Origin of the sequence: Bordetella genomosp. 8, from assembly GCF_002119685.1 — a bacterium.
In the GTDB taxonomy this organism is placed as follows: domain Bacteria; phylum Pseudomonadota; class Gammaproteobacteria; order Burkholderiales; family Burkholderiaceae_B; genus Bordetella_C.
The window spans coordinates 4,000,865-4,016,268 of sequence record NZ_CP021108.1; the positions used below are offsets into that span (position 1 = coordinate 4,000,865).

Genomic DNA, 15,404 nt, shown 5'->3' on the forward strand with positions numbered 1-15,404 from the left:
TTGCCGGCGATCGATCGCGCGGACGCGGCGTGCCTGGCTTCAGCCCTTCAACAATTGCGCCAGGCGGTCCAGCAACGGACGCTGGCTCTCCAGTATCTTTTCGTGCGCGCGCGGCAGGCTCAGCCACGCGGCGCGGTCGACTTCCGGAAAGACCTGCATGCGGCCGCTGCGCGGGGGCCATTCCATTTCGAAGGTATTGCTGCGCAGCGTCGCGGCGTCGAACTCGCCCGCCACGGCGTAGGCGATCACGCGCTTGCCGCCGCGCTGGACGATTTCACCCAAGGGGATGAGCGGCTCGCCGGGCGCGCTGCCCAGTTCTTCCTGGAACTCGCGGACAGCGGCGGCGCTGGGGTCTTCTCCCGGATCGATTTCCCCTTTGGGGATGGACCAGGCGCCGGCCTCGCGGGCGCGCCAGTAGGGTCCGCCGGGATGGACCAGCAGGACCGATACATCCGTTCCGGACACCGTCCGTGATACGCGATACATCAGGATGCCCGCACTTGCCTTCGCCATGGCTCACCTCGCGCCCATCGCGTACGCCAGACCGGCCGCACCTAGCCGGCCGCACCTGGCCGGCCACACCTGGCCGGCCGCACCGCACTACAGCAGCGCGTGCGCCTTCACATAAGCCTTCACGGCTTCCGCGTCGCATTCCATGACCTGGACCCGCTGGGGCAGCGACTCCAGGTCCGCCAGTCCCGCCGGCGGCGGCACCGGACGTCCCAGGGCTTCCTGGATCGTGTCGGAAAACTTGGCCGGCAGCGCCGTTTCCAGCACCAGCATGGGCACGCCAGGCTCGACGTAGTCGCGCGCCACCTTGACGCCATCGGCGGTGTGCGGATCGATCAGCACGCCGGCTTCGTCGTAGGTGGAACGGATGGTGGACAGGCGATCGGCATGCGTGCTGACGCCACCGACGAAACCATAGTCGGTTTCGAAGGACGGCTGCAGCGACGACAGGTCGAACTGGCCGGTTTCCGCCAGTTCGCGCCACAAGGCCTTGACGCGCGCCGCGTCGCCGCCCATCAGGTCGTAGACGAAGCGCTCGAAGTTCGATGCCCGCGAGATATCCATGGACGGGCTGGACGTCGCATAGGTGTCGACGGCGGACCGCGGCCGGTAGACGCCGGTGCGCAGGAATTCCTCCAGCACGTTGTTCTCGTTGGTGGCCAGCACCAGGCGCCGCACCGGCAGCCCCATGCGGCGGGCGATATGGCCCGCCAGGATGTTGCCGAAGTTGCCCGACGGCACGGCGAAGGACACCTGCTGGTCCGCGCGCGTGGTGGCGCGCAGCCATCCGTGGATGTAATAGACCACCTGCGCGGCGATGCGCGCCCAGTTGATCGAATTGACCGCGCCCAGGCGGCAGGCCGCCTTGAAATCCAGGTCGCCGGCCAGCAGCTTGACGATGTCCTGGCAATCGTCGAACACGCCGCGCACGGCGATATTGTGGATATTGGCGTCCTGCAGCGAATACATCTGCGCGCGCTGGAACGGGCTCATGCGGCCTTGCGGCGACAGCATGAACACCGCCACGCCCTTCTTGCCGCGCAGCGCATATTCCGCCGCCGACCCCGTATCGCCCGACGTCGCGCCCAGGATATTCAGCGTGGTGCCGCGCTTGGCCAGCACATATTCGAAGACCTGGCCCAGGAACTGCATGGCCATGTCCTTGAACGCCAGGGTCGGGCCATCGGACAGGCCCAGCAGGCTCATGCCTCCGGCCAGCGGCCGCACCGGCACGATATCTTCGCTGCCGAAAATCTTGTCGGTATAGGCGGCCCGCGTCAGGCGATGCAGATCGTCCGCCGGGATATCGTCGGCGAACAGGCGCAGCACCTCGAACGCCAGGTCGGCATAAGGCAGGCCGCGCCAGCCTTGCAGGGTCTCGGCGGACAGCCGCGGCAGCACTTGCGGTATGGCCAGCCCGCCGTCCGGCGCCAGGCCTTCGAGCAGGATGTCCGAGAAATCCAGCGGCGCCATGCCACCACGCGTGGATACGTACTTCATGACAGGGTCTCCATGCGGATGCGCGTGACGCGCGAGCGCACGAAGGGCAAGCCTTCGATGCGGCCGATGGCGGTATTGACCGCGCCTTCCACGGCCTGATGCGTCAGGAAAATGATGTCCGCGCCGCCGATATGCGAAGGCTGCTGGATCATGGAGCCGATCGAGATCTTGTGCTCGGCGAGCACGCGGGCGATGTCCGCCAGCACGCCGGGCTGGTCGTCCACGCGCAGCCGCAGGTAATACGACGTCGACACCTGGTCGATCGACAGTATGGGCGTGTCCGCCATCGCATCCGGCTGGAAAGCCAGGTGCGGAACGCGGTTGCCCGGATCCGCGGTGTGCAGCCGCGTGACGTCCACCAGGTCGGCCACCACGGCGGACGCCGTGGGTTCTTCGCCGGCCCCCTGCCCGTAGTAAAGCGTGGGGCCGACGGCGTCGCCGCGCACCAGCACCGCGTTCATCGGGCCTTCCACGTTGGCCAGCAGGCGTTCGGCGGGGATCAGCGCGGGATGCACGCGCAGCTCGATGCCATCCGGCCGGCGGCGCGTCATGCCCAGCAGCTTGATCCGATAACCGAGGCGTTCGGCGTGCGCGATGTCTTCCTGCGCCAGCGCGGAAATGCCTTCCACATAGGCCTTGTCGAACTGGACCGGCACGCCGAAGGCCAGCGAGGCCAGCAGCGTCAGCTTGTGGGCGGCGTCGACGCCTTCGATGTCGAAAGTGGGATCGGCTTCCGCATAGCCCAGGCGTTGCGCTTCGGCCAGGACTTCGGCGAAAGGCTGGCCGCGGGTGCGCATTTCCGACAGGATGAAGTTGGTGGTGCCGTTGATGATGCCCGCCACCCATTCGATGCGGTTGGCGGTCAGGCCTTCGCGGATCGCCTTGATGATGGGGATCCCGCCCGCGACCGCTGCTTCGAAGGCCACCATCACGCCACGCGCCAAGGCCGCGGCGAAGATTTCATTGCCATGCTTGGCCAGCAGCGCCTTGTTCGCCGTGACCACGTGCTTGCCCTGCGCGATGGCTTCCAGCACCAGTTCGCGCGCCAGGGTATCGCCGCCGATCAGCTCGACGACGATCTCGATTTCCGGATTGCGCACCACCTGGTAAGGATCGGTGGTGATCGCCGCCGCGTCCCCCACGCGGCTGACCGCCTTGGCGGCATCGCGCACGGCGATGTGGCTGACTTCGATACGACGGCCCGCGCGCCGTGCGATTTCTTCGGCGTTGCGCGACAGCACCGTGAAGGTACCCCCGCCCACCACGCCCAGGCCCAAAAGGCCCACCTTCATGGGATTCATTTTCAGTTATCCATCAACTCTTACGTCATCCGCCGCATAAAACGGTCTTCGCTCCCCTGGACGCCGCGGATCCGGGTCCCCCGGTCCGCTGGCGTCGCCCCCTTGAGGGGGAAGCGCGCAGCGCTTCGGGGGTGGGTTACTTCAGCAATCCGTCCTTGCGGAACATCTCTTTAATGCCGCGCACCGCTTGGCGCGTGCGCTGCTCGTTTTCGATGAGCGCGAAGCGCACATAGTCGTCGCCGTATTCGCCGAAACCGATCCCCGGCGAGACGGCGACCTTGGCATCGGCCAGCAGGCGCTTGGAAAATTCCAGCGAACCCTGGGCCTTGTAAGGCTCCGGAATCTGCGCCCAGATGTACATGGAAGCCTTGGGGATTTCCACGTTCCACCCGGCCTCATGCAAGCCACGGGCCAGCACGTCGCGGCGGCTGCGGTATTGCTCCACGACCTGCTTCACGCATTCCTGCGGGCCATCCAGCGCCGCGATCGACGCCACCTGGATGGGCGTGAACGTACCGTAGTCGTGATAGCTCTTGATGCGCGCCAGCGCATGCACCAGTTCGCGGTTGCCGACCATGAAGCCGATCCGCCAGCCGGCCATGTTGTAGCTCTTGCTCATGGTGAAGAACTCGACCGCCACGTCGCGCGCGCCGGGCACCTGCATGATGGACGGCGCGACATAGCCGTCGAAGCAGATATCCGCGTAGGCCAGATCGTGCACCACCAGGATGTCGTGCTCCTTGGCCAGCGCGACGACGCGCTCGAAAAAGCCCAGGTCCACGCATTGCGCGGTCGGATTGCTGGGGAAGCCCAGCACCATCATCTTGGGCTTGGGAATGGATTCGCGCACCGCGCGCTCCAGTTCCTCGAAGAAATCCACGCCAGGCGTCATGCGCACCGAGCGGATATTGGCGCCGGCGATGACCGCGCCATAGATATGGATGGGATAGCTTGGGTTGGGCACCAGCACGGTATCGCCGCGATCCAGGGTGGCCAGCATCAGGTGGGCCAGGCCTTCCTTCGAACCGATGGTGACGATGGCCTCGCTGTCCGGATCGATATCCACGGCGTAGCGGCGCTGGTACCAGTCGGAAATCGCCTTGCGCAGCCGCGGAATACCCTTGGAAACCGAATAGCCATGGGTATCGGGCCGGTTGGCGGCCTCGACCAGCTTGTCGACGATATGCCGGGGCGTGGCGCCATCGGGATTGCCCATGGACATGTCGATGATGTCCTCTCCGCGGCGTCGTGCTGCCATTTTCAATTCGGCCGTGATATTGAAAACGTAAGGCGGCAGGCGCTCGATGCGCGAGAAGTTCCTCATGACGGGAATCCTTGATGCGGGAAGGGAATTAGGGGCTAACCCGATAATCTAGCCGATGGAGGGCAAGCCGGCAAATGGCGACAAAAAAGCCCTTTTCCCCCGTGTTGAGCGCGCAACATGCGCCCATTGCGATGCGCTATCATCCGCACAACAAGCCGGAGTCCTTATTGAAGCTGCATACTGAGCCTGCGTCGGCACTGAATACCGTGACCGCCTACGGTCCCGGGTATATCGAAGTCAACCTGGTACGTTTTTCCCACGCGGTCTCCTTCGGACCCGAAGGTGCCGTCGCCGAATGGCCGGTCAAGGCCGCAGACCAGATCACTTCCGCGCTTTTGCGCCAGGCCGCGGGCCTGCCCGAACCGGTCAGCGATCCGCTCGCGTTCCTGGACGAGCCCGATACCGCCCCCGCGCTACCACCCAACGCCCCCGAAGTCCTTCTCATCGGCACCGGCGCCCGCCAGCGCTTCCTGCGGCCGGACGTCCTGCGTCCCCTGCTGAAGGCGGGCATCGGCATCGAGACCATGGACACCCAGGCAGCCGCACGAACCTACAACATATTGATGTCGGAGGGACGGCGCGTCGTCGTCGCCCTGATTCCGACCGGAGAATCCGAAGAATGAAGCCGATCATAGGCAAACCGGCCCCGCTTTTCACCGCTGAAAGCACCATCGGCTCCATCAGCCTGGAACAATGCCGCGGCCGCGCCGTGGTGCTCTACTTCTATCCCAAGGACAACACGCCCGGCTGCACCACGGAAAGCCAGGATTTCCGCGACATGCACGCCGACTTCCTCGCCGCGGGCTGCGTCGTGGTGGGCATTTCCCGCGACTCCCTCAAATCCCACGAAAACTTCCGCTGCAAGTACGAATTGCCCTTCCCATTGATCGCCGACCCCGACGAAACCGTGTGCAACCTGTTCGGGGTCATCAAGCAGAAAAACATGTATGGCAAACAGGTGCGCGGTATCGAGCGCAGCACCTTCCTGATCGATGCCTACGGCGTACTGGTGCAGGAATGGCGCGGAGTCAAGGTTCCGGGCCATGCCAAAGAGGTCCTGCAAGCCGCCAAGAGCATCGGTTGACCGATTTCACGCAGTCCGGGGCCCGTCCGCGGGCCCTGCTTAGTCAGGCGATATTGCCGGCCCCCAAAGGAGAGTGACTCCATGCCGCTTCCCAAGTTGCCCACCCGTCCCGCCGCCATCCTGACCTTCCCCTCGGGCGAAACCGCCCGCAATACGCCGGCCGCCCGTGCGGTCAAACCGCAGGACGACGAGCCGGAAGGCGAAATCGTCCAGCCCCAGCTGGCTGGCATCGCCGCGCCCCAACCGCAGGCCCTGGCGCCCCGCAAGTCCCCCGCGCGCAAGGAAGCGGGCCGCAAGGCCGTGACCGCGCAACCCCAGCCGGCCCCCGCCGCCGCGCCGGTGCTGCGTGCCGCGCCCACCCCGGCGACCGGGCCGTCCCGCAAGACCCGGGTGCGCACCGAAACCGGCGTCCGCAAGCTGTTCGTGCTGGACACCAATGTGCTGCTGCACGATCCGACGTCCCTGTTCCGCTTCGAAGAGCACGATATCTTCCTGCCGATGATGACGCTGGAAGAGCTGGACCACCAGAAGAAAGGCATGTCCGAAGTGGCGCGCAATGCCCGTCAGGTCAGCCGCTCGCTGGATGCGCTGGTCAGCGACACCGTCAAGCTGGACGAAGGGCTGGCGCTGAACGCGCTGGGCAACAAGGACGCCGCCGGCCGCCTGCTGCTGCAGACCACGGCCATCCACAGCACCCTGCCGTCCGACCTGCCCATGGGCAAGGCGGACAACCAGATCCTGGGCGTCGTGCGTGCCCTGCAGGAAAAGTACACTGATCGTGAAGTCGTGCTGGTGTCCAAGGACATCAACATGCGCCTGAAGGCGCGTGCGCTGGGCATGGCGGCCGAGGACTATTTCAACGACCACGTCCTCGAGGATTCCGACCTGCTCTACACCGGCGTGATGCAGCTGCCGGAGGACTTCTGGAACAAGCACGGCAAGGACGTCGAATCCTGGCAACAGGGCGGCACCACCTTCTACCGCATCAGCGGGCCGCTGTGCGCGCAGTTCGTGGTCAACCAGTTCGTCTATTTCGAAGGCCAGATGCCGCTGTACGCGCAGGTGCGCGAAGTCAGCGGCAAGACGGCGGTGCTGGCCACGCTGCGCGACTACACGCATGGCAAGAACAATGTGTGGGGCATCACCGCGCGCAACCGCGAACAGAACTTCGCGCTGAACCTGCTCATGAATCCCGAGTGCGACTTCATTTCGCTGCTGGGACAGGCGGGTACCGGCAAGACCCTGCTGGCGCTCGCGGCGGGCCTGACGCAGGTGCTGGAAACCAAGCGCTATACCGAAATCATCATGACCCGCGTCACCGTCCCCGTGGGCGAGGACATCGGCTTCCTGCCGGGAACCGAAGAAGAAAAGATGCTGCCGTGGATGGGCGCGCTGGAAGACAACCTGGACGTGCTCAACATGGGTGACGGCGACGGCAACGGCGACTGGGGCCGGGCCGCCACCATGGACCTCATCCGCTCGCGCATCAAGGTGAAATCGCTGAACTTCATGCGCGGCCGCACCTTCCTCAACAAGTACCTGATCATCGACGAAGCGCAGAACCTGACGCCCAAGCAGATGAAGACGCTGGTCACCCGGGCGGGCCCCGGCACCAAGGTCATCTGCCTGGGCAACATCGCGCAGATCGATACGCCGTACCTGACGGAAGGCAGCTCCGGCCTGACCTATGTGGTCGACCGCTTCAAGGGTTGGCCGCACTCCGGCCACGTCACCCTGCAGCGCGGCGAACGCTCCAGGCTGGCCGACTATGCCGGCGACGTGCTCTAGCAGGCGGGCATGAAACAGCCCCTGCCGGTCGGCATCACCATGGGCGACGCGGCCGGCATCGGGCCGGAGATCGTCGTCCAGGCCTACGCAAAGGGCCTGGCCGCGCCGGCGATCGTCTACGGCGATGCCGGCGCCCTGCGGCGCGCGGTGGAGCTGCTGGGCGCGCGGCTGGAAGTCGAGGAAATCCCGGACGCGGGGCATGCCGTCCAGGCCGGCTGTCCCACCGCTGCCAGCGACGGCAACGACGGCAGCGATGCCGGGCACGCCAGCCCGCCCGGGCCCGCCGCGCCGCGTGCGGGCGTCATCCAGGTCGTGGCCTGCCATCCCCCCCTGCCCGCCGACCTGCCACCCGGCCAGGTCGACGCGCGGGCCGGACGCGCCGCCTACGAGTACGTATGCGCCGCCATCGACGACGCGCTGGCCGGCCGCATCCGCGCCATCGTCACCGCGCCGCTGAACAAGGCGTCCATGCATGCGGGCGGCGTCGACTATCCGGGACACACGGAAATCCTGGCCGAACGCAGCGGCACGCAGGACTTCGCCATGATGCTGGCCAACCGCGAGCTGCGCGTGCTGCTGGTCACCATCCACGTGGCGCTGGCCGACGTGTTCGCGCGCATTACGCTGGCATCCGAACTGCGCGCCATCCGCCTGGCCCATACGGCCTGCCGGCAGATGGGGATCGCGCGGCCGCGCGTGGCCGTGGCCGGCCTGAATCCGCATGCCGGCGAAAGCGGCAAATTCGGTCGCGAGGAAATCGACGTCATCGGGCCGGCCATCCAGGCCGCGCGCCAGGAAGGCATCGATGCCAGCGGCCCCTGGCCCGGCGACACGATATTCATGCGCGCCCGGCGCGGTGATTTCGACATCGTCGTCGCGCAATACCACGACCAGGGCCTCATCCCGGTCAAGTACCTGGGCGTGGAAGAAGGTGTCAACGTCACCGTCGGCCTGCCTTTCGTGCGGACCAGCGTCGATCACGGCACCGCCTTCGACATCGCATGGCAGGGCGTCGCCGATCCGACCTCGCTGGTCGTTGCATTCGACCTGGCGCTGGCCATGACAGGGCACTGAAAGAATCACGGATCGGTCCGGTCTACAATAAGCGCCGTCTGATTTTTCCATCCCGGCCGGCTGGCGCGGTTCGCGCATGGCATGACCGTTCAACGTCGCAGCTCATGAACCGCTTCACTCGCTTTTTGCCGGACCGCTTCCTGCTGTTCCTGGTCACCACCGTCGTCCTCGCCAGCTTCTTCCCCGCGCACGGCCGCGGCGTGCCGATCTTCAACAACATCACCAATATCGCGGTCGGCCTGCTGTTCTTCCTGCATGGCGCCCGCCTGTCGCGCGAGGCCATCGTCGCCGGCATCACGCATTGGCGCCTGCACACGCTGATCTTCACGACCACCTTCATCCTGTTCCCGCTGATCGGCCTGCTGCTCAAGCCGGTGCTGATGCCGCTGGTCACGCCGGAGCTCTATCTGGGCATCATGTTCCTGTGCTGCCTGCCCGCCACCGTGCAGTCGGCCATCGCGTTCACGTCGATGGCGCGCGGCAACGTGCCGGCCGCGGTATGCAGCGCATCGGCGTCCAGCCTGCTGGGCATCTTCATCACTCCCCTGGCGGTCGGCCTGGTGGTGGTCAACGCCGGCAATGCCCCGGTGTCCTTCGACGCGGTCGGCAAGATCATGCTGCAGCTGCTGCTGCCCTTCGTGCTGGGCCAGATGCTGCGGCGCTGGATCGGCGCCTGGGTGCACAAGCGCAAGTCGCTGCTGAAGATCGTCGACCAGGGCTCCATCCTGCTGGTCGTCTACACGGCATTCTCGGAAGCCGTGAATGAAGGCCTGTGGCACAACACCCCCATCGACGCGTTGCTGGGCCTGATCGTCGCCTGCGGTGTGATCCTGGCCGTGGCGCTGCTGATCACGGCGGTGGCCGGCCGTGTGATGGGCTTCAGCTTGCCGGATCGCATCACGCTGATGTTCTGCGGCTCGAAGAAAAGCCTGGCCAGCGGCATTCCCATGGCGCAGGTGCTGTTCGCCGGCCACGCGGTGGGCGCCATCGTGCTGCCGCTGATGATGTTCCACCAGATCCAGCTGATGGTCTGCGCCATGCTGGCCGGCCGCTTCGCCAAGCGTCCCCCCGACGGCGACGGCCATGGCCATGGTGACGACTGACACGCGCGCCACGCTGTAACGATCCGGACACACGGCTGTAAAGTGGCTGACATGCCGCTGTAAACCGCCGGAAATGCACGCGGCGCATGCTGGACCCCGCTCATCCCATGAGGGCAATCCGGGGCCGCCAGCATGAACCGCACCACTTACGCCTGTATCATGCGCGCCTGCGCGCCCGCCCTTGCCGCCCGCGCGCTGGCCAAGGGCCGATCAGATTCCCTGTACGCCACCGCCCTGTGGGAGCGCTTCGGCTTCGGCTATGCCCTGCCGACCAGCGGCGTGGCGCCGGTCTGGATACACGCGGTCAGCCTGGGTGAAACGCGCGCCGCGCAGCCCCTGGTGCAGGAACTGCTGAAACGCCGCTGGCCCGTGGTCCTGACGCATACCACCGCCACGGGCCGACGCGAAGGCGCCCACCTGTACGGCGCCGCCATCGACGCGGGCCAGCTGCGCCAGGCCTGGCTACCCTACGATACCCCGGGCGCCTGCCGGCGCTTTCTGGAAGAAGTGGCGCCGTCCTGCGGGATCCTGCTGGAACGCGAAGTGTGGCCCAACATGATCCATGAAGCGAACGCGCGCGGCGTCCCCATGGTGTTGGCCAGCGCGCGGCTGTCGGAACGCGCCGCCAGGCGGGGCCGCTATGCCGGCCGCGTCCTGCGCGACGCCTACGCCGGGCTCGATCGCGTGCTGGCGCAGACCGAGCAGGACGCGGCGAGCCTGCGTTCATGCGGCGCTCGCAATGTGCAGGTGTGCGGCAACATCAAGTTCGATATCGCGGCTTCCGGCGACCAGATCGCCCTGGGGCGTGCGTGGCGCCGCACGTGGGGCCGGCGCGTGGTGGTGATCGCCAGCACCCACGAAGGCGAAGAAGCCGCATTCCTGCGGGCCTATGCGGGCCAGCTCGGGAACGCCGGGTCTACCGGAGATGCGTGGGATGCCGGGGATGGCAGCTGGACCGGACAGGCCGGGCAGGTGGGCGCCGAGACCGGCCAGCCCAGCGAAACGCCCCTGCTGGTCATCGTGCCCCGCCACCCTGCCCGCTTCGATGCCGTGGCCACGCAATTGGCGCACAGCGGCCTGCGTTGGGTGCGCCGCAGCGCCGTGGACCTGTTGCAGCCCTTGCCCGCCGGCACGCAGGTCGTGCTGGGCGACAGCACGGGCGAATTGTTCACCTACTATGCCGCCAGCGACGTCGCCATTGTCGCGGGCGGCTTCAGCGCCGCGGGCGGACAGAACCTGATGGAACCCTGCATGGCTGGCACCCCCGTGGTGGTCGGACCGCATGCCAGGAATTTCTCCCAGGCGACGCAGGACGCGCTGTCCAGCGGCGCTGTGCTGCGTGCCACGAACGCCGTCAGTGCCTTGAACACCGCCATCGCCCTGCTGGACAACGCCCCGGCCCGCGACGACATGATCGTCGCGGGCAGGACGTATGTGGCCTCCCATATGGGCGCGACCGAACGCATCCTGGGCGCGGTGTCGCAACTGATGGTCGAGCGCGGCCTGATACCTGGCAAGGTGGGCGCGGTCTCGCACAGCATCCCGGCCCTGCAGTTCCTGATCTAGCCGGTCTCAGTACTGCGGCCCAGCCGTGAAATTCAGGAAGCGCGTGCTCATGCCCTGGAAGGTCAGCCGCACCGTGCCGATCGGCCCGTTACGCTGCTTGCCGATGATGATCTCGGCCGTGCCCTTGTCCGGCGAATCGGGGTTGTACACCTCGTCCCGGTAGATGAACAGGATGACGTCCGCGTCCTGCTCGATAGCGCCGGATTCCCGCAGATCGCTCATCACCGGACGCTTGTTGGGCCGCTGTTCCAGGCTGCGGTTCAACTGCGACAAACCGATCAAGGGGCAGTTCAGTTCCTTGGCCAGGCCCTTGAGCGAACGGCTGATTTCCGAGATCTCGGTGGCCCGGTTTTCGCCACTGCCGTTACCGGACATCAGCTGGATATAGTCGATGATGATCAAGCCCAGCTGGCCGCATTGCCGCGCCAGCCGGCGTGCCCGCGCACGCACTTCCATCGGGCTCAGCGCCGGGGTTTCATCGATGTAGACCTGGGCATCCTGCATCAGCTGCACGGCGTGCGTGACGCGCGGCCAGTCCTCGGCGATGAGCTTGCCGGTACGCATGCGGTGCTGGTCCAGCATCCCGACCGAGCCCAGCATACGCATCGCCAGCTGCACCGCGCCCATTTCCATGGAGAACACCGCCACCGGCAAGCCTTGCTCGATGGCGACATGTTCGCCGATGTTCATGGAGAACGACGTCTTGCCCATGGACGGCCGCCCCGCGACGATGACCAGATCGCCAGGCTGCAGCCCCGACGTCATCTTGTCCAGGTCGGTGAAGCCGGTCGGCACGCCGGTGACATCGGATTCGGTATCACGGTGATAGAGCTCGTCGATGCGCTCCACCACCTGGGTCAGCAGGGGTTGGATCTCCTGGAAGCCGGCGGCGCCGCGCGCGCCTTCCTGGGCGATCTTGAACACCTTGGACTCGGCTTCATCCAGGATCTGGCGCGCTTCCTTGCCCTGCGGGTTCAAGGCGGCCGAGGAGATTTCGTCGGCGATGGTGACCAGCTTGCGCAGCGTCGCACGCTCGCGCACGATTTCCGCATAGCGGCGGATATTGGCCGCCGACGGCGTATTGTGGGCCAGCGAGTTCAGGTAGGCGATGCCGCCGACGTCTTCGGACTTGCCGGCGCTGACCAGCGATTCGTGCACCGTGATGACGTCGGCGGGCCGGGCAAGGCCGATCAGGCGGGCGATGTGCTGCCAGATCAGGCGGTGATCGTGCCGATAGAAATCTTCCTCGATCAATACGTCGGCGATGCGGTCCCACGCCGCGTTGTCCAGCAGCAGGCCACCGAGCACGGATTGCTCCGCCTCGATGGAGTGCGGCGGGACACGCAGGTAGTCCAGCGTGTTGTCGGCGGCTTGGGGATTCAAAGGTTCATTCATGGTCGCAACGCATCCGCAACGCGGAAAAAGCCCTGGACGTCGCGCGACCGCAGCACTCCCAGCAACGGTCGCAACGGCCAGGCAACCCCGCGCAGGAAACGGCCCAGCCGCAGCAGGCGGGCACGCACTTCGGGATCTGGATTGACTTCAAAGTAGGACTTCAGCATAACCTGCCCCAGGGTTGGCATGATCGCCGCGGGCAGTTTGCGCATCGAGACCACCGACGCCACCATCTGGAAAAGATCGTAGGCCTGCCCCAGCGGGCGGGACAGAGCTTCGCCGATGTTTTCCTCGAAATCGATGCGCCACATCTCATCGCCGCGCACGGTCAGGTTGCGGATCTGGGCGCCGCCGTGGCAAAAGCCCCGCCGGTGGAATTCCGCCAGGTCGCGGCCAGCCCAGGCGGCGAGCGCCACGCGGGACTCATCGCTGCCATGGCGTATCAGGTCGTTCAGGTCGGTGCCGACGTGCTCGAGCACCAGCAGGCCGGGCTCGTGCCACCAGATGTCGGGGACGCGGCAATCCGCGGCGCGCAGCTGGCGCAGGCGTTCGGCCTCGTAATCGACGCCATTCCGCAAAAGCACCCGCGGGCTGGGGAATTCGCCCAGCACCACCTTGCAGCCGGCCGCCAGCATCGCCGCGCGCGCGTAGCGCAACGCGTAGCTGACCATGCCGCGCACGCTGGGGCGGCGATACTTGACCACGAACTGGACACCGTCGACGGTGGCTTCGTCCACCGACGGCAGCGGTGCCTGCCTGGCTCGCGCCAGCCAGTCGTGAAGACCCGGCGGAGGGGATACGTGTTCGGGCAAGGTCACGCGGGCTCGGTAGAGGAAGATAAAAAAAGCCGGCGCGGAGCCGGCTTCTCTTTTGCCGCCGGGCCGTCCCTAGGCAAAAGGGCCCCCCTGGGGGGCAGCGAGCCGGTCTTGACCGGCGCTGCGTGGGGGCACGTCACGTCGTAGGGCGGTCACTGGGCAAAAGCCGTAGCCGCCGGCCCGGCAACCATCAGGACATTTCGCCTTCGACCACGACGGTGACTTCCACCACCACGTCGGCATGCAGCCCGATTTGCACGGGATACTCGCCGATGGCCTTCAGCGGGCCGGCGGGCAGGCGGACATTGGACTTTTCCACCGTATCGTAGCCGGCCTTGTGCAGGGCGGCGGTGATGTCGGCGCTGGTCACGGAACCGAACAGGCGGCCGTCGACGCCGGCCTTCTGCTGGATCTTGATCTGCTGGCCGTTCAGACGGTCAGCAACGCCTTGGGCGGCCGCCAGCTTTTCAGCCTGGACCTTTTCGAGTTCGGCGCGACGCGCTTCGAACGCTTCCAGGACCTTGGGCGTGACGCGCTGGGCCTTCTTCTGCGGGATCAGCCAGTTGCGGGCGAAGCCGTCGCGAACGCGGACTTTATCGCCCAGGTTGCCCTTGCCGGGCACTTTTTCGAGCAGGATCACTTCCATCGCGATCTCCGGATCAATTGTGGTTGTCGGTGTAGGGCAACAGCGCCAGGAAGCGCGCGCGCTTGATGGCGGTGTCGAGCTGGCGCTGGTAGTGCGCCTTCGTACCGGTCAGGCGAGCCGGAATGATCTTGCCGTTTTCCTGGATGAAGTCACGCAGCGTGTCCAGATCCTTGTAGTCGATCTCTTCCACGCCCGCGGCCGTGAAGCGGCAGAACTTGCGGCGCTTGAACAGCGGGTTCTGCTGCGTGAATTTGCGTTTTTCCTTGCGCTTACCGAAGAAAGCCATGATGTGCCTCTTTATTCGTGTGGGTCATCGACCCTTGATCTTTACCTGAGCGGAGCGGTGACCGCTCCATCGTTCCCGTACCGCGACCGCTATACCACCCGGCATCAACCCACCAGCGGATCCTGCCCCGCCGCCACCCGCGTCACGCGCTGGAGATGCAGCTTCAGCTTGACCGCTCCCTGGCGTACCGGAGCCAGGAAGCCTTGCACCTGCAGCGGATCGCCGAGCTGGACATCGGCCAGCATCAAGGCCAGATCCCCCAACGCCACTGCCTGTATCGTCAGTTCGACGCGGCGCGGATGGCCTGCCTCGATCACTTCCGACGCATGTTCCAGCAGCATTTCCAGCACGGGGATGCCGGCCGGGGTGTGGCGCAACGGTTCCCTTTCGAGTACCTGCGCGCTTAATGCCGTTTCATTCATCGCTTGCCGGCCGGGTTGCCGGTATGGCGGGCCGCCAGGCCTGCCGTCTATACCGTTCGAGCGGTTTTACTCAGCCTGGGTAGCAGCCGCTTCCGCGGACGCCTTGCGGGCTTCTTCACGCTCGACCGACTTCATCATGATCGAGGCGCCGGTCTGGGCCTTCTTGGTCTTGATGACCAGGTGGCGCAGGACAGCGTCGTTGTAGCGGAAGGAATGCTCCAGCTCGTCCAGCGTGGACTGGCTGCATTCGATGTTCAGGCACACATAGTGGGCCTTGACCAGCTTCTGGATCGGGTAGGCCAGTTGGCGGCGGCCCCAGTCTTCCAGACGGTGGACGGTACCGCCCTGGCCGGTGACCAGCGACTGGTAACGTTCGACCATGGCAGGCACTTGCTCGCTCTGGTCGGGATGGACAATGAACACTACTTCGTAGTGACGCATGGGTAAAACTCCTGGTGGATGTCCCGGCGCGGATCCAAGGATCCCGATCCCTGAGTAGGCAAACCCAGTAGGCAAGCCCAATAGGTAAACCCAGTAGGCAAACCCGTAAGCAAACCTGGGATCAACCGGGGGACAGCCCGCCGCCCGAA

General features: G+C 65.9%; 16 protein-coding genes. 6 read left to right on the forward strand and 10 right to left on the reverse strand.

Annotated elements, in window-relative coordinates; genetic code table 11:
- Nucleotides 1-39: 39 nt before the first annotated feature.
- The 4 genes from CAL12_RS18215 to alaC form a co-directional block, all read right to left on the reverse strand.
- A complete protein-coding gene (locus CAL12_RS18215) occupies nt 40-513 on the reverse strand; it encodes an NUDIX domain-containing protein (protein WP_086065919.1) in 474 nt (157 codons plus the stop codon).
- An 87-nt stretch (nt 514-600) separates the two neighbouring features.
- Nucleotides 601-2,010 carry a threonine synthase gene (gene thrC / locus CAL12_RS18220; RefSeq protein WP_086065920.1) on the reverse strand — a complete coding sequence of 470 codons (1,410 nt, stop codon included), beginning with the start codon at nt 2,008-2,010 and terminating at the stop codon, nt 601-603.
- Nucleotides 2,007-3,311 carry a homoserine dehydrogenase gene (locus CAL12_RS18225; RefSeq protein ID WP_086065921.1) on the reverse strand — a complete coding sequence of 435 codons (1,305 nt, stop codon included), beginning with the start codon at nt 3,309-3,311 and terminating at the stop codon, nt 2,007-2,009. The genes thrC and CAL12_RS18225 overlap by 4 nt, the downstream gene beginning before the upstream one ends.
- Nucleotides 3,312-3,447: 136 nt before the next feature.
- Nucleotides 3,448-4,635, reverse strand: a complete 1,188-nt coding sequence (gene alaC, locus CAL12_RS18230; protein WP_086065922.1) for an alanine transaminase — start codon at nt 4,633-4,635, stop codon at nt 3,448-3,450.
- A 167-nt stretch (nt 4,636-4,802) separates the two neighbouring features.
- Here alaC and CAL12_RS18235 point away from each other — a divergent pair, with 167 nt between their 5' ends.
- The 6 genes from CAL12_RS18235 (at nt 4,803) to CAL12_RS18260 (ending at nt 11,250) form a co-directional block, all read left to right on the forward strand.
- Complete coding sequence (locus tag CAL12_RS18235; protein WP_086067971.1) at nt 4,803-5,258, forward strand: Mth938-like domain-containing protein; 456 nt, start codon at nt 4,803-4,805, stop codon at nt 5,256-5,258.
- On the forward strand, nt 5,255-5,719 hold the full coding sequence (locus tag CAL12_RS18240; protein ID WP_086065923.1) for a peroxiredoxin: 465 nt from the start codon (nt 5,255-5,257) through the stop codon (nt 5,717-5,719). The genes CAL12_RS18235 and CAL12_RS18240 overlap by 4 nt, the downstream gene beginning before the upstream one ends.
- An 81-nt stretch (nt 5,720-5,800) precedes the next feature.
- On the forward strand, nt 5,801-7,507 hold the full coding sequence (locus tag CAL12_RS18245) for a PhoH family protein (protein ID WP_086065924.1): 1,707 nt from the start codon (nt 5,801-5,803) through the stop codon (nt 7,505-7,507).
- 9 nt (nt 7,508-7,516) lie between these two features.
- Complete coding sequence (pdxA, locus tag CAL12_RS18250; RefSeq protein WP_086065925.1) at nt 7,517-8,581, forward strand: 4-hydroxythreonine-4-phosphate dehydrogenase PdxA; 1,065 nt, start codon at nt 7,517-7,519, stop codon at nt 8,579-8,581.
- A gap of 104 nt (nt 8,582-8,685) precedes the next feature.
- Entirely contained in the window at nt 8,686-9,684 is a 999-nt protein-coding gene (locus CAL12_RS18255; RefSeq protein ID WP_086065926.1) for a bile acid:sodium symporter family protein, read from the forward strand.
- A gap of 132 nt (nt 9,685-9,816) precedes the next feature.
- Nucleotides 9,817-11,250 carry a 3-deoxy-D-manno-octulosonic acid transferase gene (locus CAL12_RS18260; RefSeq protein ID WP_086065927.1) on the forward strand — a complete coding sequence of 478 codons (1,434 nt, stop codon included), beginning with the start codon at nt 9,817-9,819 and terminating at the stop codon, nt 11,248-11,250.
- Nucleotides 11,251-11,256: 6 nt separating this feature from the next.
- Here the strand turns inward: CAL12_RS18260 and CAL12_RS18265 are convergent, their stop codons facing one another.
- From CAL12_RS18265 to rpsF, 6 genes are all read right to left on the reverse strand, one after another.
- Nucleotides 11,257-12,645, reverse strand: coding sequence for a replicative DNA helicase (locus tag CAL12_RS18265; RefSeq protein ID WP_086065928.1), 1,389 nt, complete (start codon nt 12,643-12,645; stop codon nt 11,257-11,259).
- Complete coding sequence (locus CAL12_RS18270; protein ID WP_086065929.1) at nt 12,642-13,463, reverse strand: hypothetical protein; 822 nt, start codon at nt 13,461-13,463, stop codon at nt 12,642-12,644. Before CAL12_RS18270 ends, CAL12_RS18265 begins: the two co-directional genes overlap by 4 nt.
- A 187-nt stretch (nt 13,464-13,650) precedes the next feature.
- Nucleotides 13,651-14,106: a 50S ribosomal protein L9 gene (gene rplI / locus CAL12_RS18275; RefSeq protein ID WP_086065930.1), complete on the reverse strand. Its 456-nt coding sequence runs from the start codon at nt 14,104-14,106 to the stop codon at nt 13,651-13,653.
- 13 nt (nt 14,107-14,119) lie between these two features.
- Nucleotides 14,120-14,392 (reverse strand): 30S ribosomal protein S18, encoded by a 273-nt coding sequence (gene rpsR / locus CAL12_RS18280; RefSeq protein WP_066352664.1) that lies wholly within the window; start codon nt 14,390-14,392, stop codon nt 14,120-14,122.
- A gap of 104 nt (nt 14,393-14,496) precedes the next feature.
- The gene (priB, locus tag CAL12_RS18285) at nt 14,497-14,814 is read right to left on the reverse strand and encodes a primosomal replication protein N (protein WP_086065931.1); all 318 of its coding nucleotides are present in this window, start codon (nt 14,812-14,814) and stop codon (nt 14,497-14,499) included.
- Nucleotides 14,815-14,880: 66 nt separating this feature from the next.
- Nucleotides 14,881-15,255 carry a 30S ribosomal protein S6 gene (gene rpsF / locus CAL12_RS18290; RefSeq protein WP_086065932.1) on the reverse strand — a complete coding sequence of 125 codons (375 nt, stop codon included), beginning with the start codon at nt 15,253-15,255 and terminating at the stop codon, nt 14,881-14,883.
- Nucleotides 15,256-15,404: the final 149 nt, after the last annotated feature.

Excerpts from the sequence above, each read along its gene's own strand:
- CAL12_RS18215 (WP_086065919.1), bottom strand. The coding sequence starts at position 513 with ATGGCGAAGGCAAGTGCGGGCATCCTGATGTATCGCGTATCACGGACG.
- thrC (WP_086065920.1), bottom strand. The coding sequence starts at position 2,010 with ATGAAGTACGTATCCACGCGTGGTGGCATGGCGCCGCTGGATTTCTCG.
- CAL12_RS18225 (WP_086065921.1), bottom strand. The coding sequence starts at position 3,311 with ATGAATCCCATGAAGGTGGGCCTTTTGGGCCTGGGCGTGGTGGGCGGG.
- alaC (WP_086065922.1), bottom strand. The coding sequence starts at position 4,635 with ATGAGGAACTTCTCGCGCATCGAGCGCCTGCCGCCTTACGTTTTCAAT.
- CAL12_RS18240 (WP_086065923.1), top strand. The coding sequence starts at position 5,255 with ATGAAGCCGATCATAGGCAAACCGGCCCCGCTTTTCACCGCTGAAAGC.
- CAL12_RS18245 (WP_086065924.1), top strand. The coding sequence starts at position 5,801 with ATGCCGCTTCCCAAGTTGCCCACCCGTCCCGCCGCCATCCTGACCTTC.
- pdxA (WP_086065925.1), top strand. The coding sequence starts at position 7,517 with ATGAAACAGCCCCTGCCGGTCGGCATCACCATGGGCGACGCGGCCGGC.
- CAL12_RS18255 (WP_086065926.1), top strand. The coding sequence starts at position 8,686 with ATGAACCGCTTCACTCGCTTTTTGCCGGACCGCTTCCTGCTGTTCCTG.
- CAL12_RS18260 (WP_086065927.1), top strand. The coding sequence starts at position 9,817 with ATGAACCGCACCACTTACGCCTGTATCATGCGCGCCTGCGCGCCCGCC.
- CAL12_RS18265 (WP_086065928.1), bottom strand. The coding sequence starts at position 12,645 with ATGAATGAACCTTTGAATCCCCAAGCCGCCGACAACACGCTGGACTAC.
- rplI (WP_086065930.1), bottom strand. The coding sequence starts at position 14,106 with ATGGAAGTGATCCTGCTCGAAAAAGTGCCCGGCAAGGGCAACCTGGGC.
- rpsR (WP_066352664.1), bottom strand. The coding sequence starts at position 14,392 with ATGGCTTTCTTCGGTAAGCGCAAGGAAAAACGCAAATTCACGCAGCAG.
- priB (WP_086065931.1), bottom strand. The coding sequence starts at position 14,814 with ATGAATGAAACGGCATTAAGCGCGCAGGTACTCGAAAGGGAACCGTTG.
- rpsF (WP_086065932.1), bottom strand. The coding sequence starts at position 15,255 with ATGCGTCACTACGAAGTAGTGTTCATTGTCCATCCCGACCAGAGCGAG.